The following is a 16,665-nucleotide window of genomic DNA, read 5'->3' on the forward strand; positions in this document are numbered from 1 at the left end:
CCGATGCGACTCGAATCGATGCAACTTGCCGCCACTCGCCTCACACACCGTGCGGGCCAGATTCCAGCAGCCGTGGTGCGCGCCGATGAATCAGCGTGGCTCGAGCTTGCGCGCACCGCGCGAGCGGAGCAGCGGCGCCTCGTTGCAATGTGGGGCAGCGAAGCAGTCGAAGACGGTTTCTCGGTGAACGCCGCGTACGAATGCGATGACGGCATAGTGTGGGTGCGCCTGCCGATCGGGCGTAAGCAGAATGCCGGTGGAGACTATCCCGATCTCGCCGCCGTTTTCCCGTGCGCGACTCGCATGCAACGAGCGATCTTCGATCTGATCGGCCTGCGCGCGCGTGGCACCCAGGACACGCGCCCGTGGCTCAATCACGGCAACTGGCCCGATGATTATTTCCCGCTGCAAAGGCAGGCGACCGGTGTCGAAGCCTTCGAGTCGAGCGAGGCGGACTACCCGTTCGTGCAGGTTGCGGGCGATGGCGTGCACGAGATCGCTGTCGGGCCGATTCATGCCGGCACTATCGAGCCGGGGCATTTCCGCTTCTCGGTCGTCGGCGAGAAGGTGTTGCGCCTCGAAGAACGTCTCGGCTATGTGCACCGCGGCGTCGAGCGTCTGTTTGAACGTACTCCCGCGTCGCACGGTCATCGGGTTGCGGCCAGGATTGCGGGCGACTCGACCGTCGCGTTCTCGTGGGCATTTTGCATGGCGCTCGAGCAAGCCAGCGGCACGCAACTATCGAAGCGCGCACTGTATCTGCGTGCGCTTCTGCTCGAACGCGAACGCGTGGCCAACCACCTGGGCGACCTCGGCGCGCTGGGCAACGACGCCGGATTCGGCTTCGCACTCGCGCAATTCTCGCGGCTCAAGGAGGACTGGATACGGACGAACGCCCGCCTGTTCGGACATCGATACCTGATGGACCGGATCGTGCCGGGCGGTGTATCGGTCGACGTTCGCGCCGACCACGCGGCGGTGCTGACGCAGCAATGCGAACGCATCGAACGCGAGGTTCACGTGATGCGCAAAGTCTACGAGGACCAGTCCGGGCTGCAGGATCGATTCCTCGGCACGGGCCGATTGACGCCCGCTGTCGTCGAGCATTTCGGCGTGCGTGGCATGGCCGCCCGCGCCAGCGGTCGAATCTTCGATGTTCGTGCGAACCTGCGCGCTGCTCCGTATGACGACATCGCGGTCAATGCGATCGGTGATGCGCGCGGCGACGTTGCCGCACGCGTCGCCGTGCGCTTTGCCGAAATCGATGAATCCCTGCGCCTGATCCGCACGTTGCTGACCAAACTTCCCGATGACGGTCCCGCGGTCGTCGCGATGACGCCTGCAACGGCGCACGCGCAAGGCGTAGGCTGGGTGGAAGGTTGGCGGGGGGACGTATTCGTTGCACTCGATCTCGCCCCGGGCGACGTCATCGGCCGATGCCATTGCCACGATCCGTCATGGCAGAACTGGCCGGCGCTCGAACACGCGGTCATCGGCAACATCGTTCCCGATTTCCCACTGATCAACAAGTCGTTCAACCTGAACTACGCGGGGCACGATCTCTGATGTGGCAACTGATCCGGCAATTCGCGCGCACCGATTTTCCCGGCGAACCTGCGCCGGCGGCAGAAGACGCGTGGCTTCACGAGGAGCGACGCATTCGCGAGGACATACTCGATCTGCTCGGGCGGGCGCTATGCATCCGGCAGATCGATGCGGGTTCATGCAATGGTTGTGAACTGGAGATCCACGCGCTGAACAACCCGTACTACAACATCGAAGGGCTCGGCATCAAATTCGTCGCGAGTCCGCGGCATGCGGACCTGCTGCTCGTGACCGGGCCGGTGACGCTGAATATGCGCGCGGCCCTGCTCGCCGCGTACGACGCGACCCCCGCTCCGAAACTCGTCGTTGCCGCCGGCGAATGCGCGTGCACGGGCGGCATATTTGCCAATAGTTACGCGGTGTGCGGCCCGGTTTCGTCGATCTTGCCGGTCGACGTGACGATCCCCGGATGTCCGCCGCCGCCGATCGATTTGCTGCGAGGCATCCTCACAGCCTGCCGGGCGCGTTGAGCCGCAGGTCGATTTCGCTTTTTTCCAGGCGCAAAACGTGCAATTTCGCACGTGTTTGCGCGACTCCAGCCCGGCTCCTTCCTGGTCATTGCGCATATTGGCCTGCCTTTATTGCGCGGATCGGCTTTGCGTTTGCAGCGAGTCTTTAATACCGTTGTAGCTGCGCCTGCAACGGCACTTAAATTGCTGCTCAATGGTTTTGTGTCAACGCGATGCGTTGGACATCGACGCGTCGTCAGCCTGCATTGACCTTTCAATGGAGTCAACAGATCGTCATGACCACGCCTACAGAATGTCAGCATAGCGGGGACACCCCCGCTTCAGAGTCGACCGCCGAGCCCAACACCACTCCTTCCCAACCGTCACGCCGCCGCTTCCTGCAATCGGCGGCGGCCGCCGCGACGATCGGCGCGGCGCCGCATCTGCGCGCGCAAGAGCAGGCACCCGCCTCAACCGCGCCGCAAAGCAACCCCGTAGTGCCGCCGCACGCCGTCACATTGACCGTCAACGGCCGCGCATACGCGCTACAGCTCGAACCGCGCGTGACGCTGCTCGACGCATTGCGCGAATACGCAGGATTGATGGGCACGAAGAAAGGCTGCGACCGTGGTCAATGCGGCGCCTGCACGGTGCTCGTCGATGGCCGCCGCATCAACTCGTGTCTGACGCTCGCGGTGATGCATGAAGGCGAGAACATCACGACCGTCGAAGGACTCGCGAGCAACGGCACGTTGAGTCCGGTGCAGGCCGCGTTCATCGAACACGATGCGTTCCAGTGCGGCTACTGCACGCCCGGGCAGTTGTGCTCGGCGACCGCACTGCTCGGCGAGTTCCGCAACGGCACGGCGAGCACCGTGACCGCCGATGTGCGCGCGCGTCCCGCCGCGCTCACCGACGACGAAATCCGCGAGCGCATGAGCGGCAACATCTGCCGCTGCGGCGCGTACGTGAACATCGTCGCCGCGGTGCGCGCCGCGCACGAGCACGCCTGACGGAGACCGACATGGATGCGATCTCCTACGAACGCGCCGGCGACGTCGCCAGCGCGGTACGCGCGGCGCAACAACCCGGCGCGGTGTTCATCGGCGGCGGCACGAATCTGCTCGATCTGATGAAGGGCGGCGTCACGCGGCCGGTGCGGCTCATCGACATCACGCACATCGGCGGCCTCGACTCGGTGACGACGCTGCCCGGCGGCGGCATCCGCATCGGCGCGCTGGTGCGCAACAGCGACGCGGCCAATCACGCGCTGGTGCGCGAGCAGTACCCGTTGTTGTCGCAAGCGCTGCTCGCGGGCGCGTCGCCGCAGTTGCGCAACATGGCGACGGTCGGCGGCAATCTGCTGCAACGCACCCGTTGCGGCTACTTCTACGACACCGCTTTTACGCATTGCAACAAGCGCCTGCCCGGCAGCGGCTGCGCGGCGCTCGACGGCCATAACCGCGCGCACGCGATCCTCGGCGCGAGCCCGCAATGCATCGCGGTCAACCCGTCGGACATGAGCGTCGCGCTGGCCGCGCTCGATGCGCTGGTGCGCGTGAGCGGCCCGGGCGGCGAGCGCACGATCGCGTTCGCCGACTTCCATCGGCTGCCGGGCGACCGGCCCGACGTCGATACCACGTTGCAGCCCGGCGAGCTGATCACCGCAGTGGATCTGCCGCCGCCGCTGTTCAGCGCGCATTCGCACTATCTGAAGGTGCGTGACCGCGCGAGCTATGCGTTCGCGCTCGTATCGGTCGCGGCCGCGTTGCAGATGGACGGCGAACGCGTGCAGAGCGCGCGCATCGCGCTCGGCGGCGTCGCGCATAAACCGTGGCGCGCGAACGTGGCCGAGCACATGCTGAGCGGCCAGCCGCTCAGCCAGGCCACGCTGAAGAACGCCGCCGCGGCCGCGTTGAGCGGCGCGCAGCCGCGCCACGACAACGCCTTCAAGGTCCAGCTCGCGCAACGCGCGATCGTGCGCGCGGTCAACCAGGCCGCCGGCAACGCGGGAGGTGTCGCATGAATCTGATCGGACAACCGCTCGATCGTGTCGATGGACTGCTGAAGGTGACCGGCGACGCCCGTTATGCAGCCGAATTCCCCGGTGCACGCCTCGCGCATGCGGTGCTCGTGACGAGCACGATCCCGGCCGGCACGATTTCGTCGATCGATGCGAGCCGCGCCGAAGCCGTGCCCGGCGTGCTGCTCGTGATGACCTACCAGAACGCGCCGCGTCTGCCGAACGGCGGCAAGCCCGCGCTCTCGCCTCCGGCCGGCCGGCACCTGTCGCTTCTGCAAGATAACCAGGTGCACTACAGCAACGAGCCGGTCGCGGTGGTCGTCGCCGATACGCTCGAACATGCGACCGATGCCGCGCGCCAGCTGCGCATCGTCTATCAGCCGGGCGCCGCGGCGCTCGACTTCGAGCAGGCGAAGCCGCACGCGCATGCGCCGGACAAGCCGCAAGGCCGCCAGACCGACACGCAGCGCGGCAGTTTCGAAAACGGCATGCAAAGCGGCGACGTGCATATCGAGGCCACCTACACGACGCCGATCGAGCATCACAACCCGATGGAGCCGCACGCGACGATGGCGCACTGGGACGGCCCGCAGTTGACGGTCTACGACTCGACCCAAGGCGTGAGCGGCACCGCCCAGGTGCTCGCGAAGACGTTCGCGATCCCGGTGTCCGACGTGCGCGTGATATCGCCGCTGATCGGCGGCGGCTTCGGCTGCAAGGGTTCGTCGTGGTCGCACGTGTCGCTGTGCGCGATGGCCGCGCGGCAAACCGGGCGGCCGGTGCGGCTCGTGCTCGAACGGCCGCAGATGTTCGGCCCGGTCGGCGCGCGGCCGCGCACCGAGCAGCACTTCGTGATCGCCGCGCGGCATGACGGCACGCTGACCGCGATGCGCCACGACAGCATCTCGAACACGTCGATGATCGAAGACTGGACCGAGACCTGCTGCATGGTCACGCGCATGCTGTACGCGGTGCCCAACCAGGTGACGACGCACCGGCTCGTGCAGCTCAATGTCGGCACGCCGACCTTCATGCGCGCGCCGGGCGAGACCACCGGCTCGTTCGCGCTCGAATCGGCGATGGACGAACTCGCCGTCGCGCTGAAGATGGACCCGCTCGCGCTGCGTCTGAAGAACTACGCGGACAGCGATCCGCAGGAGCACAAGCCGTGGTCGGGCAAGTCGCTGCGCGAGTGCTATCAGTTCGGCGCCGAGAAGTTCGGCTGGTCGCGCCGCTCGCAAGCACCACGTTCGATGCGCAACGGCAACACGCTGATCGGCATGGGCATGGCGACTGCGACCTATCCGGCCAACCGCAGCGAGGCGTCGGCGCTCGCGCAGATTCTGCCGGACGGCACCGCGGTGGTCGCCTCGGGCACGCAGGACATCGGCACCGGCACCTATACGGTGATGACCCAGGTCGCCGCCGATGCGCTCGGCTTCACGCCCGCGCAGATCCACTTCGCGCTCGGCGATTCGTCGCTGCCGCGCGCGCCGGTGTCGGGCGGCTCGCAGTCGGCGGCCAGCGTGTCGCCCGCGGTCCGGGACGCGGCGAGCCAGGCGCGCAGCCAGCTGATCGCGCTGGCGCTCGCCGATGCGAGTTCACCGGTGCATGGCTTGCCGCTCGACGACGTCACCGTCGAAAGCGGCTGGGTCGTGAGCCGCTCGCAACCGGGCAAGCGTGATCCTGCCGCCGCGATCATCGCGCGCGCGGGCGGCAAGCCGATCGAGGCGACCGCCACCGTGAAGCCAGGCGACGAGAAGCAGAAGTACTCGTTTCACTCGTTCGGCGCGGTGTTCGTCGAGGTCCACGTCGATGCCGAGTTGGGCACGATCCGCGTGCCGCGCGTGGTCGCGGTGTACGACGTCGGCCGGGTGCTGAACCAGAAGACCGCGCGCAGCCAGATGATGGGCGGCATCGTGTGGGGCATCGGCGCGGCGATGCAGGAAGAAAGCACGCTCGATGAGCGCTTCGGACGCTTCACGAACGCGAACCTCGCCGAGTATCACGTGCCGGTGAACGCCGATATCGGCACGATTGACATTACGTTCATCGACCGGCCCGATCCGTACATCAACTCGCTCGGCGTGCGCGGGATCGGCGAGATTGGCATCACGGCCGTGGTGGCCGCGATCGCGAACGCGGTGTACAACGCGACCGGCGTGCGGGTGCGCGATCTGCCGATCACGCTGGACAAGGTGGTGCGGACCTGAACCGGCGGCAGCGCCGGACATGGCGCGACGGCGAAAGCGGCAGCGGCGGGCGGCGGGCATCGGGCTTGCCTTGCCGCGCTTGCCTGCCGCCCCGTTGCATCGCACAATCGGGGCATTCCTGTCTACCGGTATCCGCCGATGGCCTACGCCTCGCTCGCCACTGGTGTGTTGCTCGCCGCCGGTTTCGGCTCGCGCTTCGATCCGCACGGGCTGCACAATAAACTGCTCGCACAGATGCCCGACGGCACGCTGGTCGCGCATGAAGCCGCGCATCGGCTGCTGCAGGTCGTCACGCGCGTGCTCGCCGTGGTGCGGCCGGGCTCCGACGCGCTCGCCCGCGTACTGAACGATGCCGGCTGTGATGTCGTGTTCGCGGCGAGCGCCGAGCGCGGCATGGGCGCGAGCCTCGCCGCCGGCATCGAAGCGAGCGACGACGCCGAAGGCTGGATCGTCGCGCTCGCCGATATGCCGCGCATCGCAATTCCGACGATCGAAGCGGTAGCCCGCGCACTCGACAACGGCGCGCGCCTCGTCGCGCCGTTCTATGACGGCCAGCGCGGCCATCCGGTCGGCTTCGGCAGCGAGCACCGCGACGCGCTGCTCGCGCTGGACGGTGACACCGGCGCGAAGGCGCTGCTCAAGTCAGGAGCGCTGACGCGCATCGACGTCGACGATCCCGGCATTCTGCGCGACGTGGATACGCCGGACGATTTGCGCACGCTCTAGCGGCTAACCTCAGCCTTGCAGAGACTGGTCTGCCCGCAGCCGGTCGAAATCGAGGATCGCGACAACATCGAACGATGTTGACGGACAAGGGAAGGGAAACTGATAAGGCATGAAGCCGCTGGATCGCCGAACGGCTGCATCGTCGAGCGAAGTCCCCGAACCGTTGCGCGGGCTTCGGCAAGACGTTGTGACGCTTCAGGCGAACTGCGCGCGCAGCCACTTCTTGTTCAGCTTGCCGACGCTGGTCTTTTCGAGCGCGTCGACGAACCTGACGATCTGCGGCACCGCATACTTCGAGATCCGCCCCGACTCACTGAACGTCAGCACGTGACGCTTGATGTCGTCCTCGCTGACCGCGGCGCCTTCGCTGAGCACCACCAGCGCGACCGGCCGCTCGCCCCATTTCTCGTCGCTGATGCCGATGACCGCGACTTCCGATACGCCCGGATACAGCGAGATCAGACTCTCGATTTCCAGCGATGAAATCCATTCGCCGCCCGACTTGATCACGTCCTTCAGACGGTCGGTGATCTGGATGCTGCCGCTCGGGCTGATCGTCGCGATGTCCTGCGTGTGCAGGTAGCCGCCGCTCCAGAGCTGCACGGACGCTTCGGGATTGTTCAGATAGCCTTGCGTGAGCCACGGCGCGCGCACGACGATTTCTCCGTACGCGCTACCGTCGTGGGCCGCCTCCTCCATGCTTTGATCGACGATGCGCAGATCCACGAGCGGAATCGGCCGTCCGGTCGTGCAGCGCAGCCGCAACTGCTCGTCCGCGTCGAGCGCCTCGGCGCCCGGCGGCAGTTGCGCGAGACTCAGCAACGGACACGTTTCGGACATGCCGTAGCCGGCAAAGATGTCGATGCCGCGTTCGAGCGCGGCACGCGCGAGTCCGTGCGTGAGCGCGCCGCCGCCGATCACGATCTTCCACTTGCTGAAGTCGACGGAACGCGCCTGTTCGCAGCCGAGGATCATGTGCAGGATCGTGCTCACGCAGTGCGAGAACGTCACGCCTTCGTCGCGCACCAGCTTCACGAGCCGATCCGGCAGATAGCGGCCCGGGTAGACCTGCTTCACGCCGAGCATGGTGGCGATGTAGGGCATGCCCCACGCGTGCACGTGAAACATCGGCGTGAGCGGCATGTAGACATCGCCGCGGTGAAAGCGCTGCCCGGACTCGGGGCTCGCCAACGCCGCCATGCCGGTGATGGTGTGCAGCACCAGCTGCCGATGCGAAAAGTAGACGCCCTTGGGCAGACCGGTCGTGCCGGTCGTGTAAAAGGTCGTCGCACGCGTGTTCTCGTCGAAGTCGGGGAACTCATAGCGATCCGAACTTTCCTCGAGCATCGCTTCGTATTCCGCCGAGAACGGAATCGAGTGCGCCGCCACTTCGCTGTCCTGCTCGTCGATCCAGACGAAGGTGCGCACCGTTTCGAGCTGTCCCTTGATCGCCTCGACGAGCGGCAGAAAATCGGTGTGGACGAACAGGATCTCCGCGCCGGCATGGTTGATCGTGTAAGCGATCTCATCCGGCGACAGGCGCACGTTGACCGTCTGCAGCACGGCACCCATCATCGGCACCGCGAAATAGCATTCGAGGTAACGATGACTGTCCCAGTCCATCACCGCGACCGTGCTGCCGTGCCGCGCGCCGAGCCGGGAGAGCCCATTGGCGAGCCGCGCGATGCGCTCGCGCAGCGTCGTATAGGTCATGCGGAGCTGACCGCGATACACGATCTGCTGGTCCGGCGCCTGAACGAACGGTGTGTGCAGCAGCTGCTTGATCAGCAATGGATAGGCGTAGGCCGAGGGCGCGGCGGCCGTGGCGTTATCGCGCATCTGAGTCTCCTTGAGTCCCGAACTGGATGGATGGCCTTCCCGAATGGGCCAATGATCGGCGCGATTGCGCGGGGGGACAATCCCCTGAACGGGGGACGCCGGAGGACAGGGTTCGGAGAATTCGCGAAGTACCCAAAACACGTGTGCTTCAAGGGCCATGACAGCGCCTCGCGACGAGCCGAAAAGCCATGACGGTCGCTGCGATGGATAGATTGAGATCTCGAACCGGAGTCGTTCGGGCACGCGATTTGCGCGCTGCAAGTTTCGCGCGCAAGCCGCGCCGATTACGCCTAAGCTGAGGTGACGCCACGTTTTTTTCGCATGCGGCGCCTTGACGACCGACAGCCTCGACGCCTCATCCGCCCCGCCTCGAACCCCCAGACGCAAGCCCATGAGCGAAACCACCCCACGCCTTTTCATCGTCTCGCCCCATTTCGACGACGCCGTCTTCAGTTGCGGCGCCTTGCTCGCCGCCCATCCCGACGCCGCCGTGTGCACCGTGTTCGCCGCGCCGCCCGAACACGACATGCACACCGAGTGGGACCAGAAAGCGGGTTTCGCGAACGCCCATGAAGCGGTCCGCGAACGCACGGTCGAAGACAACCGCGCGCTCGAAGTGCTCGACGCGATTCCGCTGCGCATGCCGTTTCGCGACAGCCAGTACGCCGACTCGCCGTCGATCAGCCAGATGGCGGCGGCGCTGGAGGAAACGATTTACCGCACGACCGCCAACACGCTGCTGATGCCGCTCGGCCTGCATCACGAGGATCATGCGCGGGTATTCGAAGCGTGCTGCGAAATCCTGCCGCGCCTCACGCATCTGGACTGGTTCGGTTACGAGGAAGCGATTCACCGGCTCACTCCGGGCGCGGTGCAGGCGCGGCTCGCCGATCTCGCGCAGCGCGGCATCGTCGCGACGCCGGCAACGCCGAGCGCAGGCCACACGATCGACGTGCAGCGCCGCGCGCATCTGAAACGCGAAGCGGTCAACGCGTACGCGAGCCAGTTGCGGGCGTTCGGCCCCGGCAATTACGAAGACGTGTTCGCGACCGAGCGCTACTGGCAGCTCAGCGTCGGCCGCAAGCGCGCGAGAAAATAGCAAAAGGAGCGAGCAGGAAGCGCGGCGAGCGCCTACGCTTGAATACAGATAACCGACGCGGCGGCGGGCATCGGCGGTAATTACCGCCCACGCCGGACCCGCGCATTTCAACCGCAAGGGTGACGCAATGAGCTACGACATGCACACCAGCCCGATTCCCGACCCGAACGCCGATCCGAACCGCGACCCGGAAGCCGACCCGCTGGTGCCGCCGTCGCCGGGGCATCATGTCGAGGAGCCGCAGCGGCCTGACGGGCCGCCGGACAAGGACCCGGTGTAAGTAGGCCGCCAGCGGCGCGCTCGCGACCCGCCGCTCGACGCAGCGTCAACCTGCCAAGTCGCTGAAGCCCTGCAGCAGGCGGTCGATATCGGCCGCGTGAATGTTGCCCATCGTCGAGATGCGGAACAGCTCCGCCGACAGCCCACCCTGCCCCGCATAGATCACGAAGCCGCGCGCCTTCAGCGCATCGTGCAGTTGCGGATACGCGATACCGTTGGGCAAGCGGTACGCGCGCAACACCACCGACGACTCCCCGGCCGGCAACACACTGCCGATGCCGCGCGTGGCCAGCCCCGCGCGCACCTGCTCGGCAAGCGCCGCATAGCGCGCATAACGCGCGCGCCAGCCGCCTTCGTCGGCGAGCTCACGCAACGCCTCGACCAGCGCGTAATACGCGTGCACCGACGGCGTAAACGGCGTATTGCGCTGGTCCTGCAAACGCGCGAGGCGAGCTAGATCGAGGTAGTACGTGCGGCTCGCCGCGCGTGCCAGCGCCGCGCGCCGCACCAGCACGAACGACGCGCCCGGCACGCCATGCAGGCACTTGTTGGCGGTCGCCGCGAGCGCGTCGAGGCTCGCGTCCGCGAAATCGATCGCTTCGGCGCCGAAGCTGCTGACACCGTCCACCAGCAGACGCAGGCCGCGCTCGCGGCACAACGCGCCGAGCGCCGCGATGTCGTTCAGACGGCCCGTGGTCGTTTCATGATGAATCGCCGCGACATGCGTGAACGACTTGTCGGCGTCGAGGCGTTCGGCGATCTTCGCGAGATCGGGCGCGGCCATCCAGTCGTGCTTCAGCGCTTCGTGCGCGATGCCGTATTGCGCGGCGATCTGCGCGATGCGCTCGCCGTACACGCCGTTTTCGACGACCAGCAGCTTGCCGTTGTGCGGCACCAGCGCGGCCGTCATGCTTTCGACGGCGGCCGTGCCGGAACCGGTCATCAGCACTGCCTGCCACTCGTTCGGGTCGAGCCCGTACACGTCGACGAGACGCGTGCGCGCCTCTTCCTGCAGGTCGAAAAATTCGCTCTCGCGATGGCACAAGTCCGTCTGCAACAGGCTGTTGCGGACACGTTCGGTGAGCGTCACCGGGCCGGGATTGAGCAGCAGCATCGGCGCTCCTGTTGGCATGGGGTTCAGATCGCGCCGATGTGGCGCATCAGGCGCGTCTTCACATCGGGCGGCGTAATGGTCGGGCGCGGCAGGCCGTCGGGCGTGCCGCGGCGGATCGTCAGGCGCGCGAAGCGCGGCCCGTCGAGCGGCGGCGCCGCGAACAACGCGTCGATGACGGACGGATCGTCGCTCTCGACGGCCGACGCGTAACCGCACGCGGCCGCGACGCCCGCGAACGACACCTGCGACGACACCGTCGCCTGGCCGCCGGTCGAATCGTGCGCGCCGTTATCGAGCAGCACGTGCGTGAGGTTCGACGGACCGTACGCGCCGAGCGTCGCGAATACGCCCATGCGCATCAGCGCGGCGCCGTCGCCGTCGAGCGCGACCACGTGCAGGTCCGGGCGCGCGAGCGCGAGGCCGAGCGCGAATGGCGTCACGCAGCCCATCGAGCCGACCATGTACAACTGGTTCGCGCGATCGTCGATCGCATAGAGTTCGCGGCCGCAAAAGCCGGTCGACGCGAGCACCACCGTCGAGTCGAGCGGCGTATGCGCGATGACCTTTTGCAGCGCGTCGTGGCGCGTTGGGAGTTCGTTCGCGGCGACGCCGCGGAACTGAGCGCGCGGCTCGACCGGCGTGCGCCGCGCGGGCGCGCCGCCGTCCTTCAGTTCATAAGGGGCGACGCTGCCCTTCTGCATCACGAGCGCGTACGGACGGCCGGTTGCGTCCATATGCGCGATCGCGCGATCGAGCGCCGGACCGATCGCTTCGGCCTCGGTCGGGAACGTTTCCCTCGGAATTTCCATCGTGTCGAGCATTGCCGGCGTGATCGGGCCCATCAGCGCGTGCTGCGGCTCGTCGGCGACGCCCGGCTGGCCGCGCCACGTGACGATCAGCAGTTGCGGCAGACGGAAGGTCCACGTCAGCGAGGTCAGCGGGCTAACCGCGTTGCCGAGCCCGGAGTTCTGCATCATCGTGATGCCGCGCCGGCCGTTCTTCGCGCCGAGCGTGACGCCGGCGATCAGCGCGACCGCGTCGCCCTCGTTGGCCGCCGACACGTAGTGCAGCGATTCGTCCTGCAGCACGTAGTTGATGAACGGCGTCAGATACGAGCACGGCACGCCCGCATACCAGTCGAAACCGCGCTCGCGCGCCGCCTCGACGAACTGTGCTGCTTCGATCATTGCACGCCTCCGTGTGCATCGTTCGCCGTTGCGCCGCCGACGGCCGTCGCGAACGGCGCCTGCGCGTGCGCGAAGTCGCCCGCGCGGCGGAAATCGTCGAGATCGTTGACGCCGCGCCAGTGGCCGTGCACGTATTGCACCTCGATCGACTCGCCCGCTTCGATCAGCGCGTTCAGCAGCGCGGGCATGTCGAGCGACGCGAAATCGTCGCGCGTCTGCAACTCGCGCATCACCGCTTGCAGGCGTTCAAGGCCTGCGCCGCGCACGTTCAGCAGACCCACCCAGCGGCCATGCGGCACCTGCGCGGCGCTCGCCGCCGACGACTGCTCCTGCCCGCTCGCGACATGCCGCAGCACGATCTTGTTGCCGAACAGACCACGGTCGTCGGCGGCCGAGCACCACGCGAAATCGCGCACGCTCGCGTTCTCCGTATCGGTCAGCGACGAATCGACGACCACGCTGAAGGCGGCCTCGCTTTCCACCAGATCGCGCAGGATGTAGCTGCGAAACAGCAGGTCGCCGTACGAAACGACGGTGTCGCCGGTCAGTTTATCGAGTGCGCATGCGAGCGACGCGAGCTCGCCGGTCTGCGCGTGCTGCTCGTTGACGACGAGGCGGATGCCCGCGGTATCGATCGCGTCGGCCCGGTAGCCGCCGACCACGGTGATGTCGTTGACGCCCTGCTTCTTGAACGCATCGACGAGCCAGCGCAGCAGCGGTTTGCCGGCGATCGGCAGCATCACCTTCGGACGGTCCTCGGTCACCGCTTCAAGGCCCTTGCCGCGGCTCGCGGCGAGCACGACGGCCGAGCAGGCTGCGCGACCGCCCGACAGATAGCGGTCTTCGGCCTCCGAATATTCGTCGGCGTCCTGCAAACGGAAGATTTCGTTGACCGCCGCGATGCTGTCCTCGACGTTGACGAGGGTCTCGCTCGCATGGATTTCCTTCGCGACGGCCTGCATCGCCGAGGTCGCCGCGCGGATCAGATGGTTTGCCCAGATCACGGTGCTGATGCCCGCTTCGCGGAACACCTCGGTCGGCGTGCTGTAGTACTTGGTCGGCACGATCACGAGCGGCGCGCGGCCGGCCCATTCGCGCGCGAATTCGAGAATCTCGTCGGGACGCGACAGCTTGCTGTGAATCAGGATCGCATCCGCGCCGGCCCGTCGATACGCTTCCGCCCGGCGCAGCGCTTCGTCCATGCCCCAGCCCGCGATCAGCGCCTCGACACGCGCGACGATCGAGAAATGCTCGTCGTTCTGCGAGTCCTTGCCGGCCTTGATCTTGCCGCAGAATTCGTCGATATCGGCAAGCGGCTGCGCCTCGCCATTGATGAAGCTGTTGGTCTTCGGAAACTGCTTGTCCTCGATGCACACGCCCGCGATACCGCGCTGTTCGAGCTTGCGCACGAGGCGGCGCACATTGTTGAAGTTGCCGTAGCCGGTGTCGCCGTCGAGCAGGATCGGCAGATCGCTCGCGTCGGCCATGAATTCGAGCGTATCGACCACCTGCGTCCAGCTCGCCTCGTTGTTGTCGCGTACGCCGAACTGCGCGGAGATCGCAAGACCCGAGCCCCATATCGCCTTGAACCCAGCTTCGCGAACGATGCGCGCGGACAGGCCGTTATGCGCCTCCATCATGAATTCGAGTTCACTGCTGACGAGCATCTGGCGCAGGCGCGCGCTGCGGGACTGGGAAACGAAAGCGGGTTCGCGTGCATTCATTCTTCGGGACTCCTGGTGGCGGGCTGATTGACGTTCTTCTACGCCCGGCTGGCAATCGGAAAAGGGCGACTATAGCGGAATTTCTTATGGCGAGTCTTTTGAAAGTCTCAGCGATTTTTCGTGGTTGCGCTTAAGTGGAAAAATGTGTCGTTTTTTGCATCCATCACCATTTGATGGGATTTCTGCATTTGATTGGCGTTTTGTGGAATGTTGATGCGATCCTTGCTGGATCGGGCTCGGCAGATTATCCGGAGCTTAGCGCTGGCCGTTTTTATGTCGATTTTCGTGCGCAGTTTTCAATCGCTTGCGCTTTACCGAAGATCGCCAGTTAATTCAGATTCCAGAATAACGCGCAAATGTCTTTTTCGAATTGCGCACGCATCGGCGCCGCTAAAACGCTGAATAAATCCACTTATTAATCAGACGAATAGCGATGTAAAACAGCGGGTTTCCCCTGCCTCGATCAACGTCATCTCGCGCCGTTAACACAGCGAGCGGCATAGACCGCGATTCACTAGACCCTACTGGCCAAAAAGTACATTCCCCTCGCTATGACTCTGAACCGAAAACTAACGTCGATGATCGCCGTGCTGTGGGTTGGCCTGATCCTGATCGGCGCGTTCGGCGCGTGGCAGAACCGCGCGTCGATGATCTCGGACCGACGCGAGCAATTGCGCTCGCTGATCGAAGAGGCGAACCACGTCACCGCCCATTACTACGCGCTCGCGCAGCAGCATGCGCTTTCCGAGGACGACGCGAAAAAACAGGCGCTCGCGACGCTCGGCGCGATGCGCTACGGCAAGGACGGCTACCTGTCGATCAACGACTCGCAGCCGGTCATGCTGATGCATCCGTTCAAGCCCGAGCTGGTCGGCAAGAACCTCGCGCAGTTCACCGATCCGGCCGGCAATCATCTGTTCGTCGATATCGTCAACGCGGGCAATCACGACGGCGGCGGCTTCGTCGACTATCTGTGGGCCAAGCCGGGCAGCGAGCAGCCAGTCGCGAAGACCAGCTACTCGATGCACTTCGCGCCATGGGACATGTACCTCGTGACCGGCATGTACATGGACGACGTGCAAAGCGCGTTCTACCGCAACCTGCTGCGCTGGCTCGCGATCACGGTCGCGCTCGGCGCGCTCTCCACGGCCGTGATGCTGGTCGTGCTGCGCAGCATCCGCCGCTCGCTCGGCGGCGAGCTCGAAGCGGCGGTCAAGCATGCGCGGCTGATGGCGCAAGGCAATCTCGCGACGCCGGTGCCGATCGCTCCGCACGACAACGGTAGCCTGCTGCACGCGCTGCGCACGATGCAGGCGGGACTCGTCGAAACGGTCTCGCGCGTGCGCCAGGGCACCGAGAACATCAACGTCGGCGCTAACGAGATTGCCGCGGGCAACACCGACCTGTCGCAGCGCACCGAGGAGCAGGCTGCGGCACTCGTGCAAACCGCGTCGAGCATGGATCAGATGACGGTCAACGTGAAGCAGAACGCGGACAGCGCGAGCCAGGCCGCGCAACTCGCGAGCGACGCCGCGAACGTCGCGACGCGCGGCAGCCGCGTGGTCGACGACGTGGTGCGCACGATGGGCGAGATCACCGCGAGCTCGCGGCAGATCGGCGACATCATCGGCGTGATCGACGGCATTGCGTTCCAAACCAACATCCTCGCGCTGAACGCGGCCGTCGAGGCGGCCCGCGCCGGCGAACAGGGTCGCGGCTTCGCGGTGGTCGCGGCCGAAGTGCGCAGCCTCGCGCAGCGCTCGGCGACGGCCGCCAAGGAGATCAAGGCGCTGATCGAAACCTCGACCGATACCGTCGAGACCGGCGCGTCGCTGGTCGCCAACGCGGGCGCGACGATGGGCGAGATCGTGCAGTCGGTACGACGCGTCAACGAGATCCTCGAAGAAATCAGCCACGCGTCGCGCGAGCAGAGCGCGGGCATCGAGCAGGTCAATCGCGCGGTCGGCGAGATGGATCAGGTCACGCAGCAGAATGCGGCGCTGGTCGAAGAGGCCGCGGCCGCCGCGCATTCGCTGAAGGACCAGGTCGGCGTGTTGCGCGACGCGATTGCGAGTTTCGCGTTGCCGGCTTGACGTTCCTGCGCCGCGCCCGCCACGGGCGCGCATAAAAAGAAGGCGCTCCACAGGCAGGGAGCGCCTCATCAACACGCCGCGTCGGAGTCGACGCATCAATCGAACGAATCGGCCGCGCGGATTTTCAAGTCCGCGCGGCTTTTCGTTTTGAGCTTCGGCTCGGCTCGCGGCTGCTCCAAAGCAAACGCCGAGTCTTTCACATTTCTCGCATTTGAATTACGTTTTGTTTACACTCGGCCCAGCGACAGTCCTTGCCGCCAGGCCTCGCGGTTTTGGCGGCCCTGTTCAATCGAAGGTACGTAACGCCCGCTGCC

The 16,665-nt window shown here is 65.9% G+C and carries 13 protein-coding genes; 9 read left to right on the forward strand and 4 right to left on the reverse strand.

Annotated elements, in window-relative coordinates:
* Positions 1-3 precede the first annotated feature (3 nt).
* The 6 genes from GCT19_RS23170 (at position 4) to GCT19_RS23195 (ending at position 7,016) form a co-directional block, all read left to right on the forward strand.
* Positions 4-1,566: a hydrogenase large subunit gene (locus GCT19_RS23170; RefSeq protein ID WP_152853212.1), complete on the forward strand. Its 1,563-nt coding sequence runs from the start codon at positions 4-6 to the stop codon at positions 1,564-1,566.
* The gene (locus GCT19_RS23175; protein WP_013091239.1) at positions 1,566-2,075 is read left to right on the forward strand and encodes an NADH-quinone oxidoreductase subunit B family protein; all 510 of its coding nucleotides are present in this window, start codon (positions 1,566-1,568) and stop codon (positions 2,073-2,075) included. The genes GCT19_RS23170 and GCT19_RS23175 overlap by 1 nt, the downstream gene beginning before the upstream one ends.
* A 275-nt stretch (positions 2,076-2,350) precedes the next feature.
* Positions 2,351-3,067: a 2Fe-2S iron-sulfur cluster-binding protein gene (locus GCT19_RS23180; protein WP_018437149.1), complete on the forward strand. Its 717-nt coding sequence runs from the start codon at positions 2,351-2,353 to the stop codon at positions 3,065-3,067.
* Between the two features lie 11 nt (positions 3,068-3,078).
* Complete coding sequence (locus tag GCT19_RS23185) at positions 3,079-4,080, forward strand: FAD binding domain-containing protein (protein ID WP_018437150.1); 1,002 nt, start codon at positions 3,079-3,081, stop codon at positions 4,078-4,080.
* Complete coding sequence (locus GCT19_RS23190; protein WP_152853213.1) at positions 4,077-6,290, forward strand: xanthine dehydrogenase family protein molybdopterin-binding subunit; 2,214 nt, start codon at positions 4,077-4,079, stop codon at positions 6,288-6,290. Before GCT19_RS23185 ends, GCT19_RS23190 begins: the two co-directional genes overlap by 4 nt.
* Positions 6,291-6,428: 138 nt before the next feature.
* Entirely contained in the window at positions 6,429-7,016 is a 588-nt protein-coding gene (locus GCT19_RS23195; protein WP_152853214.1) for a nucleotidyltransferase family protein, read from the forward strand.
* A 195-nt stretch (positions 7,017-7,211) separates the two neighbouring features.
* On the opposite strand, the gene GCT19_RS23200 is transcribed toward GCT19_RS23195, so the two are convergent.
* Positions 7,212-8,855 (reverse strand): fatty acid--CoA ligase, encoded by a 1,644-nt coding sequence (locus tag GCT19_RS23200; protein ID WP_152853215.1) that lies wholly within the window; start codon positions 8,853-8,855, stop codon positions 7,212-7,214.
* A gap of 391 nt (positions 8,856-9,246) precedes the next feature.
* Between GCT19_RS23200 and GCT19_RS23205 the strand changes: the two genes are divergently transcribed.
* Both GCT19_RS23205 and GCT19_RS42860 read left to right on the forward strand, forming a co-directional pair.
* Positions 9,247-9,954 (forward strand): PIG-L family deacetylase, encoded by a 708-nt coding sequence (locus GCT19_RS23205; RefSeq protein WP_013091233.1) that lies wholly within the window; start codon positions 9,247-9,249, stop codon positions 9,952-9,954.
* Between the two features lie 127 nt (positions 9,955-10,081).
* Entirely contained in the window at positions 10,082-10,234 is a 153-nt protein-coding gene (locus tag GCT19_RS42860; RefSeq protein ID WP_008921009.1) for a hypothetical protein, read from the forward strand.
* Between the two features lie 45 nt (positions 10,235-10,279).
* On the opposite strand, the gene GCT19_RS23210 is transcribed toward GCT19_RS42860, so the two are convergent.
* The 3 genes from GCT19_RS23210 to aepX are packed head-to-tail and all read right to left on the reverse strand — an operon-like array spanning position 10,280 to position 14,258.
* Positions 10,280-11,347 carry a 2-aminoethylphosphonate aminotransferase gene (locus GCT19_RS23210; RefSeq protein ID WP_152853216.1) on the reverse strand — a complete coding sequence of 356 codons (1,068 nt, stop codon included), beginning with the start codon at positions 11,345-11,347 and terminating at the stop codon, positions 10,280-10,282.
* Positions 11,348-11,370: 23 nt separating this feature from the next.
* Positions 11,371-12,534, reverse strand: coding sequence for a phosphonopyruvate decarboxylase (gene aepY, locus GCT19_RS23215; protein ID WP_152853217.1), 1,164 nt, complete (start codon positions 12,532-12,534; stop codon positions 11,371-11,373).
* A complete protein-coding gene (gene aepX / locus GCT19_RS23220) occupies positions 12,531-14,258 on the reverse strand; it encodes a phosphoenolpyruvate mutase (protein ID WP_152853218.1) in 1,728 nt (575 codons plus the stop codon). Before aepX ends, aepY begins: the two co-directional genes overlap by 4 nt.
* Before the next feature lie 551 nt (positions 14,259-14,809).
* Here aepX and GCT19_RS23225 point away from each other — a divergent pair.
* Positions 14,810-16,351 carry a methyl-accepting chemotaxis protein gene (locus GCT19_RS23225; RefSeq protein WP_152853219.1) on the forward strand — a complete coding sequence of 514 codons (1,542 nt, stop codon included), beginning with the start codon at positions 14,810-14,812 and terminating at the stop codon, positions 16,349-16,351.
* Positions 16,352-16,665 lie beyond the last annotated feature (314 nt).

It is taken from the genome of Paraburkholderia atlantica (assembly GCF_009362785.1).
Lineage (GTDB): Bacteria > Pseudomonadota > Gammaproteobacteria > Burkholderiales > Burkholderiaceae > Paraburkholderia > Paraburkholderia atlantica.